Source organism: Maribacter aquimarinus, assembly GCF_047345505.1.
GTDB lineage: Bacteria > Bacteroidota > Bacteroidia > Flavobacteriales > Flavobacteriaceae > Maribacter.
The window spans coordinates 83,775-99,344 of record NZ_JBLFEO010000010.1 but is presented as its reverse complement, the minus strand read 5'-3'; the positions used below and the strand labels follow the sequence as shown (position 1 = coordinate 99,344).

The following is a 15,570-nucleotide window of genomic DNA, read 5'->3' as shown; positions in this document are numbered from 1 at the left end:
TTCGGTTGGTATGGCATTGCTATGGCACATTTCATAACACCAATTTATCAGGACTTAAAGATAACAAGAATAGAACTTGCCGTACGGCCCTTGAAATTGTCCGGAAAAACGTATTTTTAAGGTCGAGAAAACCGCATGATATGAAGATCATTTACTTTGGCCTGGCAGCCCTGGCCCTTTTCCAAACATCCTTTTCACAAGAACGAAAACTGCCCATTGATACGGTGGTGACCACCCAGCACAGCGTTACCATCAATGGAAAGGCGATGGACTACACGGCCCAAGTGGGCACCCAGCCCGTATGGGATGAAACGGGCATGCCCATTGCCTCCCTCCACTACACCTATTATACCCGGAACAACGTAAAGAACCGCGCAGAGCGGCCCTTGCTCATATCCTTTAACGGAGGACCTGGATCGGGGTCCGTTTGGATGCACCTGGCCTACACGGGTCCCAGGATCCTTAACATTGATGATGAGGGGTACCCCGTGCAGCCCTATGGTGTAAGGGAAAATCCCTATTCCGTCCTGGACGTGACCGACATTGTTTACGTTAATCCCGCCAATACGGGCTACAGCCGTACCATTCCGGAGACGGGAAAGGAAGTGGACAGGGAAAAGTTCTTTGGCATCAATGCCGATATCAAATATCTGGCAGAATGGCTCAATACCTTTGTAACGCGCAACAACCGCTGGCGTTCTCCCAAGTACATCATTGGGGAGAGCTATGGCGGAACCAGGGTCATGGGGCTTTCACTGGCCCTACAGGACCAGCAATGGATGTACCTGAACGGGGTGATCATGGTCTCCCCGGCAGATTATAAAGTGATCAGAACCGGAGGTCCGGTCTCGGACGCGATGAACCTCCCCTACTACACGGCCACTGCTTGGCACCACAAAGCCCTGCCGCCCGCCTTGCAACAAAAAGACTTGTTGGACATATTGCCGGAATCTGAAGACTACACCATAAACACCCTTATCCCTGCCCTGGCAAAAGGCTGGAACATAAGTGATGCGGAAAAAAACAAGGTGGCCGAAAAAATGGCTTATTACAGCGGTCTGGACAAACAGGAGATCCTGGACCAAAACCTGGTGGTGCCCAATTCCTATTTCTGGAAACACCTTTTAAAGGACAGAGGGTACCATGTGGGGCGATTGGACTCCAGATATCTGGGCATTGATCGGCAAATGGCGGGAATGCGGCCAGACTATAGTGCCGAGCTCACCTCTTGGTTGCACAGTTTCACCCCGGCCATAAACTATTATTTACAGGAAGAGCTCAACTTTAAGACAGACATAAAATACAACATGTTTGGCCCTGTGCGCCCCTGGAACAACGAAAATGACAATACTAGGGACAATCTTAGGCAGGCAATGGCCCAGAATCCCTATTTAAAGGTTTTGGTGCAAAGCGGTTATTACGATGGGGCCACCACCTACTTTAACGCAAAATATACGATGTGGCAAATAGACCCCAGCGGAAAAATGAAGGACCGCTTTAGCTTTAAGGGCTACCGATCCGGTCATATGATGTACTTGCGCAGAGAGGATCTTAAAAAGAGCAATGATGACATCCGTGAATTCATCTTAAATTCCTTGGCCAACGGAAAAAGTGCAAAGTACTGATATTTTGGGGCTGGCATTGCCCGTTGGGTAAGGGCATATAAGGTGGTAGAAAGGCCCCTTGGCACCCATCTAATGATGTATGGGAAAACATGTCATGATAAATTTCGGACTTGCTCTGAAAACAGTGCGTATGGATCCCCTGGTTAAAAAGGGGTGAAAGCAAACTCGGGACACACCGTACCGCCGGAGGTATATAAAGCCCCTAGTCCGTCTTGGTTCGCATTTGTTCCACCACCGAATCCGAAAGGGCCATTAGGGCCAGGGAAGGCACTGTAGGTTCCTTGGGCGGAAACATCTCAATGCTGGGCACGTGATCTATGGTTGCGCTCTTCAAAACTTCCCGGAACATTTTTTCGCGTTTTCTCTTGCGCTTTTGCTTAAACACATCAATGACCACGCCCACACTGAGCCCACCAAGAACGGTGGCCACCACGTCCCCGTTGTCCCAACCGTTGTATTGCCTTTCATCTATGGCTTCTTTGGCCAGACCCACCAATAGGCTGCCCCCGACCGATCCCGCAAAGGTCCAGGCACGGTTTCCGTTGGATAGCTCATTGGCCACACCAGCCCCCACCAAACCATAAAGGTTGCCTCCCAAAAAATGAAGCGCCTTGTCCTTGGGAATCTGCGCACCACAAATAAAGGTACCACCCAAAACAAGCATGATGAGATAGTTTATTTTCATAAGGGGCAAAGGTATTGGAATATATGGAAAAAGGACGAAAAAAAATGGTGGGCGGCATCCGCAACAACATCCTATCGTAAAAAAAAAGCTATCTTGGGCCTTGAACACGGCAGCATGCATATAGAAAATTACTTAAAAAGCCTTAGGATCATTCATGGAATGTTCCTCTTTGCGTTGGGCGCATTGACCGTATTTGTCGTGGTGCAAAAAAATAGTTTCGGGGCGCAAATCACAGAAGGCGACCCGCTGGTATTTGCCGTTCCCCTGACGGCCCTTTTGGGTTATTTTGGAAGTCAGCTGTTTATGCGCAAACAACTGCAGCCCTTGAAAAAAGAGGATGCCCTGGAAATGAAGCTGCGAAAGTTCCAAACCACCTCATTGGGGCAGTATGCGATGATAGAGGCACCCGCCCTATTTGCCTTGGTGGCCTATTACCTTTCTGGCAACGCCCTTCCGCTGGTGATAGGGATTTGCCTACTGCTTTACCTTTTGGTGCAACGGCCCACCATCAATAAAATGGAACAAGCCATACCCTTGAAAAACGAGGAGCTAAAAAGGCTTCGCTACCAACCCTATAACAAATGAAGAAACTGAAGTTATTTTTATGGAGCTGTTTTACCGCCTCTGCCCTGACCCATACCGTACATGCACAAGATTGGGCCAACCTTAAGCATTTTCAAAAAGACAACGAAAAGGTGGGAATGCCCACCGCTGGAGAGGATCGGGTGGTCTTTATGGGGAATTCCATTACCATAGGCTGGTTGGAGGCCCGACCGGATTTTTTTAAGGGAAAACCGTATGTGAACCGGGGCATTAGCGGGCAGACCACACCCCAAATGCTGTTGCGTTTTAGGCAAGATGTCGTTGCCCTGAAACCCAGTGTGGTGGTGCTCTTGGCCGGCACCAATGATATTGCAGGGAACACGGGACCATCCACCCTGCAGATGATTGCGGACAACATTAAGGGCATGGCGGAAATTGCTAAAATGAACGGTATCTCCGTGGTGCTCTGCAGCACACTGCCGGCCTATGACTATCCATGGCGGCCCGGTCTGCGGCCCGCCCAAAAAATAGTGGACCTGAACCAAATGCTAAAGACCTACGCCCTTGAGCAAGACCTGGTGTATGTGGATTATTTCAGCGCCCTGGCCGATGATAAAAATGGACTCCCAAAAAAGTATGCCGAAGATGGCATACACCCCACGGCCCTTGGCTACCAGGTGATGGAGCCCTTGGTTGAAAGGGGGATTGCGGAAGCCCTGGGCAAAAGAAAGTGAAATGAAACGGGTCTAGGCCTCATAGAGCAAGGGAAAAAACTGTCCCTGCATAGGGCTTCCCTTGGGAATTGGGGGCACGCCCTGTAGCAAGACATCATTGGTATTGCTCACCGTACCATCTGCAAAGACATTGATCACAAAGGCCCTGCGTGGTTTTGGGGATTTGTTCCCGTACGAGCCATGCACCAAAAGAGGGTGGTGAAAGGTGCCCCTCCCCTTTTTCAAGGGAATGGGAACGGGTTTAAAATCGGCCTTTTGCGCATCCGTTAAACAGTCCATCAATCCATCCATATCGCCAGCCAGCTCGGGAGCATCCAAAAGCCCCCACCGATGACTTCCCGGTACGTAGTGAAGGCATCCGTTCTCCTCATCCGCATCATCCAGTCCCGTCCAGCAGGTAAGATGTTGCATGGCCACCGTGCGCGTCCAATACGAATAGTCCTGATGCCAGGCCACCACCCCTCCATGCTGGGCAGGTTTGCAGAACACTTGGTCATGCCAGAAGCGAACGGACTTGTTTTCCAACAGTTGGTGGGCCGCCATCACAAAGGCGGGATTCCAAAGAACGTCATGAAAAGCCTCGGAAAGGCGCCAATGCCCCAAGGAATGAAAAAGGATGTCCCCACTGTCCTTGGATTCATTGCTGTGAAATTCATAGAACAAATGGTGCCCGGGATGGTTTACGTCCATAATGTCTTCCAAATCCCTCCTCAAAACTTCAATTTGTGCATCGTTCAACAAGGGAATGTCATCCACATAACCATATTCCTTAAAATGGGCCACCTGGGCATCACTCAACAAATAAGGTTCCCAGGCTTCCCTGGTCTGGGGCCATTGAAACAATTGCGGGGATAATAGGTCATGCACTGTGGATAGGTCGCGGACACTCATAACGGCCATGTTTGGTTTTAGGTAAAAAAGGTACGAATATTCTCGAAAACCAAATTCAGGGCCTGGTTAATGTATGCCGAAAAAATACCAAGCCGCCCGTGACCCACAAAAAAGCGAAAAAATGGGGCGCTTGCCCCAACGGATATGCCCCAAATCCCGACATAAGAACAAGGAGCAATGCCCATTTGGCCGGGTCACCGGCAATATTTGCCAGAAGCCGCCATATTGGGCTCTTTTTGATTATTTTTGACAAAATTTGAACAGAAAATCATGAACAAAACATTTTTTATTTTGGCCGGCAGTTTGCTAATGGCCTGCAACAGCTCTCAAAAAACGGTGAAGGAACAGGCCGTGGACAGCGCCTCCCCAACCGTTTATGCACAGACCATTACGGAAGAGGAGCTCAAGGAGCACCTCTACATCTACGCCTCGGACGAATTTGAAGGAAGGGACACCGGTGCCCCGGGACAGAAAAAAGCAGTGGAATACCTGAGAAACGCCTACCAAGAGATGAACGTCCCCGCGGCCAAGAGCGATGGCGATTATTTTCAAAAAGTTCCGCTGGAGATCAGTAAGCTCCCCACCGGTGGCATTTCAGTGAACGGCGCCACCTTCTCCATTGGAAATGACGTGCTTACCTTTGAAGCTGCCGAGGGCAGTTTTAACGAACTGGTCTATGTTGGGTATGGGATCGAAGAAGACGGCTATTCTGATTATGACAAGGTGAACGTTCAGGGAAAACCGGTCTTGATCAAGGCGGGCGAGCCAATGGATGCCGAGGGCAATTATGTCATCTCGGGCACTTCGGAGAAGTCTGTCTGGAGCAACATGTCAGAATCCCTCGGAAAACGCTTGGAACTGGCCAAGGAAAAGGGCGCCACTGCCGTATTTTACTTTGATGCGGACAACTTCAACCGTTTTAAAAGAAGGTTCGATTCCATGAAGAGCAATGATAGTGGCAGAATGTCGCTAAAGGACAATGGGAGTGCCCCATTTTACAATTTCTTCATCAACGAAACCATGGCCAAGGCACTTATGCCCAATATTGGCACGGACCACAGCCCGCAGGAGCTGTCTGCCACCTTGCAGTTGGCGGTGGAGAGCAGCAATGAGGAGATAGATTCGGAGAACGTGGTGGCCGTGATAAAAGGAAGCACCAAACCCAATGAGTACGTGGTGATCTCCTCCCACCTGGACCACATTGGCGTTACACCCGATGGCCAGATCAACAACGGGGCAGATGATGATGGTTCCGGCACGGTGGCCATGCTGGAAATTGCAGAGGCGTTTCAAGAAGCGGTACAAAAAGGAAACGGCCCTGAGAGAAGCATTGTCTTTCTACATGTAACGGCAGAGGAAAAAGGACTGTTGGGCTCGCAGTATTACACCGATACGGAACCGATCTTTCCGCTGGCACAGACCGTGGCCAACCTAAACATAGACATGATCGGCCGCATAGACCCAAAGCGTGAGGGCGACCGGAATTACCTCTACCTCATTGGATCAGACAAATTGAGCACCGAATTGCACGAACTCTCTGAAATGGTGAACAACAAGTACACCAATATCGAATTTGATTACACCTATAACGACCCCAACGACCCCAACCGTTTTTATTACCGCAGCGACCACTATAACTTTGCCAAGAACAACATTCCCATCATTTTCTATTTCAACGGTACCCATGACGACTATCACCGCCCCAGCGATACGGTGGAAAAGATTAATTATGACCTGTTGGAAAACAGGAGCCGACTCATTTTTTACACGGCATGGGAAATTGCCAATAGGGACAAAAAACTGGTGGTGGACAAGGCCGAGGCCAAGTAACCCCCCTGCCCTATGACCATCGCTTTTAGGCCCTTGCGGAAGCAAGGGCCTTTTGTTTTCTAAAAGATGGCAACCTTGGACATCCTGCGGCCATCGATCAAATTTGGGCCGGCAGATGGGTACAAAAAAAGCCTTGGACAAGACCCAAGGCTTTTGCTTTTCAGGGTGGAAGACCGGGTTCGAACCGGCGACCTCTGGAACCACAATCCAGCGCTCTAACCAGCTGAGCTACAACCACCATTTAGAAGCGGTGGCAAAGGTAATTTTTTTTGAAACACTAATCAAAGGAAAAGGACTATAAATATTGCCCGCCGCTTAAAAAAGGGTAGGTTCAATTTCAATATGTTTGTCCTTGGCCTATTGCTGCAACAGCTGCACAATAAAAGCCATACATACCAACCCACCCCCCAAAGTTTTTGGGACCGCCACCTTATAGGAGGGTAAGGCAATGGCCATTCCCGTTCAGTTCCATCGAGGAACAACTTTTGGTGAAAGTTGAAAAAATAGTGGTATTTTAGAAACTTAAAAATAATGTTTGCGGTACACCTCTTAAAAGGGCAAGGGCACGCCCACCATGGAAAAAAGCAATGGACACCAAAAACCAGTCAAGGGTCTCTTTTCAATCAACGCCGAAGACCAGATGAGAGTAAAACATAAGCAGCATGACACCGAAACACTTGTCCCCTTTTAACAAAACAACATTTCTTTTTCACCAGGGATATGGACCGCAGTTCCCAATCTTTTTTGTCATGATACCTTAAGTTTACCATTGTACCAACCCGTTTTGACCTTAAAAAACGGTTCATTTAACCATTCCAGTCCCATGTCATTCCTGCAGATCCCCACAATTAGAACAAGCGCGAAACCCAGAAGAACGTTATGCGCGTTGTGTCGCCTTTTATTTGTTTTTATCGCCCATGCCATTACGGGACAAAATGCCATGGCCTTGGCCCACCAACATACGGTGGCATTGCCCCATTCCGGATTTCAATGGGGCCCAGAAGATATTGTCCGGATAGACTCTTTGAACCAAATTGCAGAGCAATTGCGCTACTCGGGGCCAAAGAACATAAAGCAAGTGGCCTTGGAGGCGCTTAAGCTCAGCGAAGCCATTGATTACAATAAGGGAAGGCTCTTTGCCCATTACCATAGCGCTGTTTATGAGCTGTACCAAGGCAATTGGGAACAAGCCCTTTCCATCCATAAAAGGAATATGGAGCGGCCTGGTTTTTATGACTTTCCGGAGTTGGTGCTCAAGACCTACAACGATATGGCACAGGCACATTTCATCAACTCGGATTACCCCAAATCTTACGGGGATTTTCTGGTGGCCTTGGAACATGCCGAAGCATCCGGCAATTTGAGCCAGCAATTTAGGATACGCTCCAATTTGGGCACCATGTTCTTACTTTTAAAAGACTTTGACGAGGCCGGTATTCATTACGGACGGGCAGAAAGCATCTTGGACCAAGTGGAGGACTCCCAGTTACAATCCGTACTGCTGGTCAACATAGGGGTACTGCACATAGAGAGAAAAGACTACGAGGGCGCCCTGCCCTATTTGATGAAAGGGACGGCCCTATCTGCGAATAGACAGGAAACAAATATTGCGGCATTTGGACAACTTACACTGGGTAGGTTGCACACCTACCAAGGGGACTATGAAAAAGCGATGACCCATTTAAATTTGGCCAGTATTGGCTACACGGCCAGTGGAGACAAAAAAGGCCTGGCCGATCTTGCGTACGGGATGGGAGCCGCCCAGTTGGGCCTGGGTGAATATGAAAAAGCCCGAAAACAAATACTTAAAAGTCTTGCCCTCTTTAAGGCATTCTCCCTAAAATCTGGAATGGAAAGGTGTTATAGAATGCTCTACAAGATCGCCAAGGCAGAAAATGCCCCAGCCGCCTCCTTGGGCTACCTAGAGTTGGCAGAGGCATATTCCGACAGTATCGCCATTGAACAGAATAAAAACAATCTTGCCATGCTGCGCACCAAACTGGCGTACGAAAATGAAAAAGAGCTTCTTCGCAGGCAGGATGAAGAATTCATTGAAAAACAAAATGCCTATATCCGTGTCATTACCGCCGGAATGGTCATTTCCCTTTGCTTTGCCCTACTCATACACCACCAGGGCAAACGAAATAGAAAAATGAACCTGATGTTGGCGGAAAAGACCAAAGCCCTTACCGAACGGGAAATTGGCTTGGAAAAGACCAACAGGACCAAAGACAAGCTATTTTCCATTATTGGCCACGATCTTCGCGGTCCCATTCTGTCCCTTAAGGAATTGGTGGGCCTATCCCTGGAGGAAGATCCAAATGGAAACTTGTACTTTAAGAGGTTTGGACCCGACCTCAATACAAAACTGGGCCACCTACAGTTTACATTGGACAATCTCTTGAATTGGGGACAAAACCAAATGCAGGGCGCCATCACCCGACCGCGGGAGGTTCCCATAAAAACCCAAATTGATCATATACTGGATTTTTTCCTTGAAAAAATAGAGCGCAAAAACATAAAGGTGTGCAGCAACGTGGCAGAGGAAACAACGGTTTATGCAGATGAAGACCACTTTAGGATTTTGCTCAGGAACTTGATCAGCAACGCCATAAAGTTTACCCATCCCGGAGGAAACATTGAAGTTCGTGCCCAACAAAAGTACGGCAAAACCACCATTGAGGTGAAAGACGACGGACTGGGAATGAAGCCAGATGTGCTACAGCGTATTTTAAATTCCCAAGAACACATTTCAACCGTGGGCACGAACATGGAAAAAGGAACCGGTCTTGGCCTTCTTTTGTGCACTGATATGGTGCAGCAGAACAAGGGGGAGATTACTGTGGCCAGCAAACCGGGTCAGGGCAGTATTTTCAAGGTAAGTCTTCCCTCCAAAAAAGGGGCCGGCTAATTCTCCGGGGACATCTGGCCAACCTATGTGTTTCGTAGGGAAAAACGGGGCGTCATTTTGCTTCTGGCCTTAGGGAAAACAAGGTGTTGCGACAGTAGGAAAAATCGACCAAATACACCATTTAGACGATAAAACATCCAAAAAAAAGCATTTCACAACATATTTTGCACAAGGGATTAGAACAAGCGCTAGTTTTATGTTCGCACCTTGAACATGGACCCAAGAAAAAAGCTCTCATATCATCCGCTGCGCAAAAGGAATTTTTGGGTGCTGTGTTCCATACTTTTTAGTTTGAACCCCTTTTTGGCACAAGGCCATCACCTTCCATTCCACATTACGGCCAAGCACTTCTTTATCCCAAAGGACACCATCTCGCTGCAAGCTGTACAAAACAAGCTGGACCGCGCGTACAACTACCGTTTTCACAAGGCAGACAGCCTTAAGATCTTGGCAGATGAGGCGTATGCCATCAGTGATAGGAATGATTACCACAAAGAAAAAGCAGAAGCCCTCATTTTCTCCGGTCTCTACCATTCTGACAACGGAGACCAACACCTGGCCATATCATACTTTAAAAAGGCCAAGGACCTGGCCACGGAACACAACCTGAACGAAATATATACCGCCGCGCTGAACGACCTTGCCTCTGAATACTATACCCAAGAAAAATATGCGAAAGCCCTGGATGCCTACTTGCAAGCCTTGAAGACGGCACAAGGCGAGAAGGACCTTAAAATGTTGTCCGTTATCAACGAAAACATGGCCAGTCTCTATCTGCTTCAGGAAGATTTTGAGCAAGCCATGCATCATTTTAACAAGGTCATTGCCCTAAACGAGGAAATTGGCGACCCCATTTTTATTGCCGAAACCAGGAGTAACATTGCGGGTGCCTACGCCAAAATGGGCGATCTAGAGCTGGGGATGTTCAACATCAACGCTGCCATACGTACTTTTCAAAAAGAACGCATCATCAGCTGGTTGGCCTATGCCTATGGTGTTAAGGCAGACATTTACCTTAAACAGGACAATCTAAAATGGGCGCTGTATTGGTTTAAGCAGAGCGAGGAACTGCACGCTGAACTGGACGATGAAAGAGGCAGTATTGACATTTATAACGGCCTGTCCCAGGTGTACCTGTTAAAGGAAAATGACGCAGTGGCAGAAGCTTATGCCCAAAAGGCCCATAAAATTTCCAAAAAATTGTCCGTATTGGAAGGCGAGGCCCAAAGCGCCAAACTGTTGTACACCTTGAGCAAAAAATTGGGCGACCACCAGACGGCACTGTACCATCATGAAACTTATCAAAGGATAACGGACACTTTACAAAACAAGCGGAACGAGGAAGACCTTATGCTGCTCAAGACCAAACTTAGGTACGAACAACAAAAAGCCGATCTCATTCAAGAAAATGAAAAGGAATTGGCACAGACCCGTCTTTACGTGTACGCGGCCATTGGCTTTTTACTGGCCCTTATGGCATTGGCCCTTATAAACAAAAGAAATGCACGGATACAAAGTGACCTTAACAAACAGCTCTTGGCAAAAACCAAGGACCTGGAGAAAAGTCAGGCTTACCTAAAAGAAGTAAACGCCACGAAGAACAAAATGTTCCGTATCATTGGCCACGACCTAAGGGGGCCCATTGGTGCCATACAGGGCATGTTCGACCTTTCCAGCAATGGTGAGATGACCAACGAGGAATTTATGGGTTTTGTTCCCAAGATCAGGGAAGATGTAAACAGCTTGGCCTTTACCCTTAACAATCTGCTCTCTTGGAGCACCACACAAATGAACGGCAAGGTTACCAAAGCGGTGGATTTTGATGTTTACCGTACCGTTGAGGAAAACATAAGTCTGCTCTCGGAAATTGCCGCAAACAAGTCCATCTCCATTAGGAACAACTTGGTGGAGAACACGCTGATCCATTCTGACTACAACCAAATTGACGTGGTGATCCGAAATCTTTTGAGCAATGCCCTGAAATTTACCCCTAACCACGGACAGGTGCATATTGGAATGACGCAAACGGACAAGACCATGGTGCTTTATGTAAAGGATAATGGCGTGGGCATTGAAAAAAAGGTGCTTGCTTCCCTGTTTTCTTCCAATATTGCTTCCACCTATGGCACCAATAACGAAAAGGGCACAGGCCTTGGTCTTAACCTTTGCAAGGAAATGGTGGAACAGAACAACGGCACCATCTGGGCAGAAAGTAGGCCTGGAAATGGAAGCACATTCTTTGTTTCGCTTCCAAAAGCCAAAAAAGAGCTCAGACGCTCCGCCTAGCGCAAATCTTCCAGATCGTTAACGGCCAACACGCGCTCGGTGGTGAAGCCCTCGGCATGGGCAACGCCCACCAACCTGCCCAGATCGCGTGCCCGGTAGCGCACGCTGTCCAAAAAGTTCTTACTGCTTATGGGGGTCTCCGGTTCTTTGCTCTTGGGGTCATGGAACTGCGATGCATATGCCAAGATGGCCTTGGTCTTTACATCTATATAACCGCTTACATCCACCACAAAATCGGGCTTTAAGTTTTTCCATTGAATGTAGTGATACACCACTTTGGGCCGCCATGGCTCTTGTACGGTGCCCTCCCATTCCGTGGGAATTTTTACCAGACCACTCAGAAAACAGGCATCGCTGACCAAGCTACTGCCCTTGCCATGGTCTATATGACGGTCTTTCACCGCATTGCAGAGCACAATGGTGGGCCTATACTTCCTGATGGTTTGTATGACCTTGAGCTGGTGCGCTTCGTCATTGACAAAGAAACCGTCCCTAAAACCAAGGTTTTCCCTAACGGAAACCCCAAGGATCTTTGCCGCCGCACGGGCTTCCGCGTCCCTGATCTCCGCACTTCCCCTGGTGCCCAACTCTCCCCTGGTCAGGTCTATGAGTCCCACTTTCTTTCCCTGGTCCACGACTTTGGCAATGGTGGCCCCGGCTCCCAGTTCTGCATCATCCGGATGTGCCCCGAACACTAGAATATCCAATTTCATAACACTGTTCTCTTCGGTTCCACACTATATGCCCCACCATATCCTTGGCACGCCCTCTTTATCATTCTGGCCTTGCCTACTGGCGAAAACCATGCTCCGGATGGCCACCATAGGGGTTGCACAAGCCTCATTGTCCGCCGGCATAAGAAGCACTGAGCTTGGTCTCTTTAATGGCCTGATCAATGTCCGCCATCAAGTCTTCGGCCTCTTCTATGCCCACTGAAAAACGGATCAAACCATCTGTGATGCCCTGTTCCGCCCGGGCCTCTGGACTCAAAAGGCCGTGCGAGGTGTCCTTTGGTGAGAGCACGGTGCTCTCCACCCCCGCCAGACTCATGGAGGATTTTATGAGCTGAAGGTTCTTTTGAAATTTGGCGCTATCCAGATAGGGCTTCAGCTCAAAGGACAGCATGCCGCCAAAACCCTTCATTTGTCTTTTGGCCAACACATGCCCGGGATGGTCCTCCAGTCCGGGATAGTAAACGGCGTTCACATCTTCATGGGCTTTGAGATGATGGGCCAAGGTCATGGCGTTGCCGTTTTGTGCCTTCACCCGAAGGCCCATGGTCTTAATGCTCCGCTCCAAAAGCCATACCGTATAATCACTGAGACTGCCCCCAAGATTCTTGGCCAGGTGAAAAATCCGCTCCATATGCGCCTTGGTGGAGGCCACGGCCCCAGCGCAGATGTCTGAGTGCCCTCCCATGTATTTGGTGGCACTGTGAAGGACAATATCAATGCCAAAATCCAAGGGGTTCTGGTTCACCGGGCTGGCAAAGGTATTGTCTATGATGCTCACCAGACCGTGCCGTTTGGCCAGCTGGGCCACGGCCTCCATATCAGTGAGCGTCAACAAGGGGTTGGAAGGCGTTTCAATATAAATGACCTTGGTGTTGGGCCGTATCTTCGCCTCGAAATCCTGGGGCTGCCAGCCTTCAGTGAACGAATGGGAAATGCCGTACTTGGCAAATTCCTCGGTCACCAGGTTATGGGTGCCACCGTACAGGGTCTGCTGCAGCACCACGTGGTCCCCAGCGCTTAGGAACGCCAGCAACGCTGTGCTCACCGCAGCCATGCCACTTCCAAAAATCAAGGCATCCTCGGCGTGCTCAAGGGCCGCTATCTTCTTGCAGAGCCCTTCTTGGTTGGGCGTGTTGAAGTATCTGGGATAACGTTTAACATCCACATCCGTAAAGGCGTAGGAAGTGCTCATGTACAGCGGGGACACCGCACCCTTGTGCTGCTTGTCTTCCAATTCCCCTGTGTGGGTGCAAATGGTATTGAAACCAGGGTACTTTTTTTTCATTGATCGCTTTAAATTTTTATTCAAAAAAAGCTGTGAAACAGCTATTTAAATACTTGTTTAAACGACTCTCCCCACTCTTGGAAAAAGCCAACCCACATCTTGTAAGCGCAGGGGCAAGAAGCCCTTTGGCCCAAAAAAATGATGTTGGGATGCTCAAAGGTACAAAATTAGGACACTGAAATGTGCCCAAGGACAATGGATTTAAACCCGGTATAGGGACTAAAAACACCTCTACGGCCGCAAAACCAAGAAACATCAATCACTGTGCAGACCAGTGCCCCATTACCGTGGCGATGGCCACCCGCCCGGGTCATTCATACGGGTGCCCCATAAGCAAACCTCTAGATTTTATGGGGTGTTGCATCATGATCACAAATGTTTCACACATCATCTGAATCAAGGGAAACCGCAGAACCGGAACAATAGCTACCCATTACCTTGTTTATCCCATTGCCCCAACTGCCCTCTTTTAATTGCTCAAAGCCAAACCGATGGGCACCATCAACCCAAAACCAAACGTCGCAAAACGGAAGTTACTGACCCGCAATGACAAGTGACATCCTTGCCCAGGAGGGCCATAGGCTTTGATCACTCCCCTCATAAAAAATTAAGGAACAACCTACTTCCGGCCGGCATACGTTGGTTCCATATTTCTGTGTATTTTCGAGATTTAAACAAAACCCCATGTACAGAAAAATATGGTTTGCCCTGCTCACCGTCATCGTCGTGACCTTGGCCTCTTGCAAGCCCGCGCAACCCACCGTTCAAGACCATAAAAAGAAAACCAGTAGCGGCTATCAAGGCCAAGGAACCAATCCCATTGTGCCCACCGTAGATCGGCCGGTACAAAAACAGTGGCGTGGTGTATGGGCCTTTAATGACAGTACGGTCTTTTTTTCCAATGATTTTGCCGGGGCACGTCTAAACGGGGTTGCCCAGAACGGAGCGCAGGACTTCACCGTGTGGATAACGGCAGAGAACACGCCCATTAACGTGAGCCCGTGGTACGCCTTTAAAATATGGTCTTTGGAGCCCGAAAATATCACGGTAACGCTCAATTACCAAAATTCCAGAAGCAGGTACTACCCCAAGATCAGCAAGAATGGGGCTGCCTTTACACCCCTGGACAGTCTCCGTTTTACACCCATTGGCCCTGGGGAGGGCGAGTTTGGCATCAAGGCGGTGCCCGAGGCGGCCAAACTGTCACTGGCCATAGACGCCACGCCCACCTATGTGGCGGCCCAGGAGCTCTACACGCAGCGGGAGGTGAAAAAGTGGGTGGACTCACTGAGCCAGCTCAATTTTGTGAAAAACTACCCTATTGGGACATCCAAGGAAGGCCGCCCCATTGACCTGATGGAAATGAACGAGGCCAATAATGGGAAAAAGGCCATTATGGTCATTGCCCGGCAGCATCCTCCGGAGGTCACCGGATTCCTGGCGATGAAAGCCTTTGTGGAAACCTTGGCGGGCCCTTCCGCCCAGGCAACCGCTTTTAGAAAAGAGCACCAGGTTTTCGTGGTGCCCTTGATGAACCCAGATGGGGTGCACCACGGCCATTGGAGGCACAATATGGGAGGCATTGATCTAAATAGGGACTGGCAGAACTTCAACCAACCGGAAACGCAAAGTGTGCGGAATTTTCTGATGGACAAGGACAGCGTGCTGGATTTTGTATTTGGTGTGGATTTCCACTCTACCTGGGACGATATTTACTACCCCTTGGACACTTTGGTCACCGGGAAAGCAGGTGACATTGTCTTTCAATGGATCAATGGCATCAACCAACGCCTGCCCCAGAAAAAAACCAACGTGAGCGCTTCCAAGACCCTTGAACCCACCATGGTGTCCCGGAACTATTTTTTTAAAAACCACGGGATGCCCTCCATTGTCTTTGAACTGGGAGACAACACCCCGAGACCATTTTTAAAATTAAAGGGCCGGGTAGCGGCCGAGGAGCTGATGCGACTTTTAATGGAAAGGTAAAATGAGGACGTTCTTTGCAAGGCAGGGCACTTGCCCCCTTGTCCTTGGCCGCTGGGAGGT

The 15,570-nt window shown here is 49.1% G+C and carries 11 protein-coding genes and 1 tRNA gene; 7 read left to right on the top strand and 5 right to left on the bottom strand.

The genetic code is table 11. The features are described from left to right. Positions 1–140 precede the first annotated feature (140 nt). A complete protein-coding gene (locus ACKWCC_RS09250) occupies positions 141–1,625 on the top strand; it encodes a S10 family peptidase (protein ID WP_413995641.1) in 1,485 nt (494 codons plus the stop codon). A gap of 202 nt (positions 1,626–1,827) precedes the next feature. On the opposite strand, the gene ACKWCC_RS09245 is transcribed toward ACKWCC_RS09250, so the two are convergent. Further along, on the bottom strand, positions 1,828–2,310 hold the full coding sequence (locus tag ACKWCC_RS09245) for a hypothetical protein (protein ID WP_413995640.1): 483 nt from the start codon (positions 2,308–2,310) through the stop codon (positions 1,828–1,830). A gap of 93 nt (positions 2,311–2,403) precedes the next feature. Between ACKWCC_RS09245 and ACKWCC_RS09240 the strand changes: the two genes are divergently transcribed. Continuing rightward, a complete protein-coding gene (locus tag ACKWCC_RS09240; protein ID WP_413995639.1) occupies positions 2,404–2,895 on the top strand; it encodes a hypothetical protein in 492 nt (163 codons plus the stop codon). Continuing rightward, complete coding sequence (locus ACKWCC_RS09235; RefSeq protein ID WP_413995638.1) at positions 2,892–3,587, top strand: SGNH/GDSL hydrolase family protein; 696 nt, start codon at positions 2,892–2,894, stop codon at positions 3,585–3,587. The genes ACKWCC_RS09240 and ACKWCC_RS09235 overlap by 4 nt, the downstream gene beginning before the upstream one ends. Positions 3,588–3,599: 12 nt before the next feature. Here the strand turns inward: ACKWCC_RS09235 and ACKWCC_RS09230 are convergent, their stop codons facing one another. Further along, positions 3,600–4,478 (bottom strand): phytanoyl-CoA dioxygenase family protein, encoded by an 879-nt coding sequence (locus tag ACKWCC_RS09230; protein ID WP_413995637.1) that lies wholly within the window; start codon positions 4,476–4,478, stop codon positions 3,600–3,602. 270 nt (positions 4,479–4,748) lie between these two features. On the opposite strand from ACKWCC_RS09230, the gene ACKWCC_RS09225 reads away from it, so the two are divergent. After that, complete coding sequence (locus ACKWCC_RS09225; RefSeq protein WP_413995636.1) at positions 4,749–6,308, top strand: M28 family peptidase; 1,560 nt, start codon at positions 4,749–4,751, stop codon at positions 6,306–6,308. A 163-nt stretch (positions 6,309–6,471) separates the two neighbouring features. Here ACKWCC_RS09225 and ACKWCC_RS09220 read toward each other — a convergent pair. After that, positions 6,472–6,547 (bottom strand) — tRNA-His (locus ACKWCC_RS09220). 707 nt (positions 6,548–7,254) lie between these two features. Between ACKWCC_RS09220 and ACKWCC_RS09215 the strand changes: the two genes are divergently transcribed. Then, positions 7,255–9,219, top strand: a complete 1,965-nt coding sequence (locus ACKWCC_RS09215) for a tetratricopeptide repeat-containing sensor histidine kinase (protein ID WP_413995635.1) — start codon at positions 7,255–7,257, stop codon at positions 9,217–9,219. Positions 9,220–9,510: 291 nt separating this feature from the next. Then, positions 9,511–11,505: an ATP-binding protein gene (locus ACKWCC_RS09210; protein ID WP_413995634.1), complete on the top strand. Its 1,995-nt coding sequence runs from the start codon at positions 9,511–9,513 to the stop codon at positions 11,503–11,505. On the opposite strand, the gene bshB1 is transcribed toward ACKWCC_RS09210, so the two are convergent. Together bshB1 and ACKWCC_RS09200 are read right to left on the bottom strand one after the other, a co-directional pair. Then, a complete protein-coding gene (bshB1, locus tag ACKWCC_RS09205; protein WP_413995633.1) occupies positions 11,502–12,218 on the bottom strand; it encodes a bacillithiol biosynthesis deacetylase BshB1 in 717 nt (238 codons plus the stop codon). The genes ACKWCC_RS09210 and bshB1 overlap by 4 nt on opposite strands. Positions 12,219–12,345: 127 nt before the next feature. Further along, complete coding sequence (locus tag ACKWCC_RS09200) at positions 12,346–13,524, bottom strand: trans-sulfuration enzyme family protein (protein WP_413995632.1); 1,179 nt, start codon at positions 13,522–13,524, stop codon at positions 12,346–12,348. Positions 13,525–14,208: 684 nt separating this feature from the next. On the opposite strand from ACKWCC_RS09200, the gene ACKWCC_RS09195 reads away from it, so the two are divergent. Further along, the gene (locus ACKWCC_RS09195) at positions 14,209–15,510 is read left to right on the top strand and encodes a M14 family metallopeptidase (RefSeq protein ID WP_413995631.1); all 1,302 of its coding nucleotides are present in this window, start codon (positions 14,209–14,211) and stop codon (positions 15,508–15,510) included. Positions 15,511–15,570: the final 60 nt, after the last annotated feature.

Coding starts and splice junctions, on each gene's coding strand:
- ACKWCC_RS09245 (WP_413995640.1), bottom strand. CDS start 2,310: ATGAAAATAAACTATCTCATCATGCTTGTTTTGGGTGGTACCTTTATT.
- ACKWCC_RS09225 (WP_413995636.1), top strand. CDS start 4,749: ATGAACAAAACATTTTTTATTTTGGCCGGCAGTTTGCTAATGGCCTGC.
- ACKWCC_RS09200 (WP_413995632.1), bottom strand. CDS start 13,524: ATGAAAAAAAAGTACCCTGGTTTCAATACCATTTGCACCCACACAGGG.
- ACKWCC_RS09195 (WP_413995631.1), top strand. CDS start 14,209: ATGTACAGAAAAATATGGTTTGCCCTGCTCACCGTCATCGTCGTGACC.
- bshB1 (WP_413995633.1), bottom strand. CDS start 12,218: ATGAAATTGGATATTCTAGTGTTCGGGGCACATCCGGATGATGCAGAA.
- ACKWCC_RS09235 (WP_413995638.1), top strand. CDS start 2,892: ATGAAGAAACTGAAGTTATTTTTATGGAGCTGTTTTACCGCCTCTGCC.
- ACKWCC_RS09230 (WP_413995637.1), bottom strand. CDS start 4,478: ATGAGTGTCCGCGACCTATCCACAGTGCATGACCTATTATCCCCGCAA.
- ACKWCC_RS09250 (WP_413995641.1), top strand. CDS start 141: ATGAAGATCATTTACTTTGGCCTGGCAGCCCTGGCCCTTTTCCAAACA.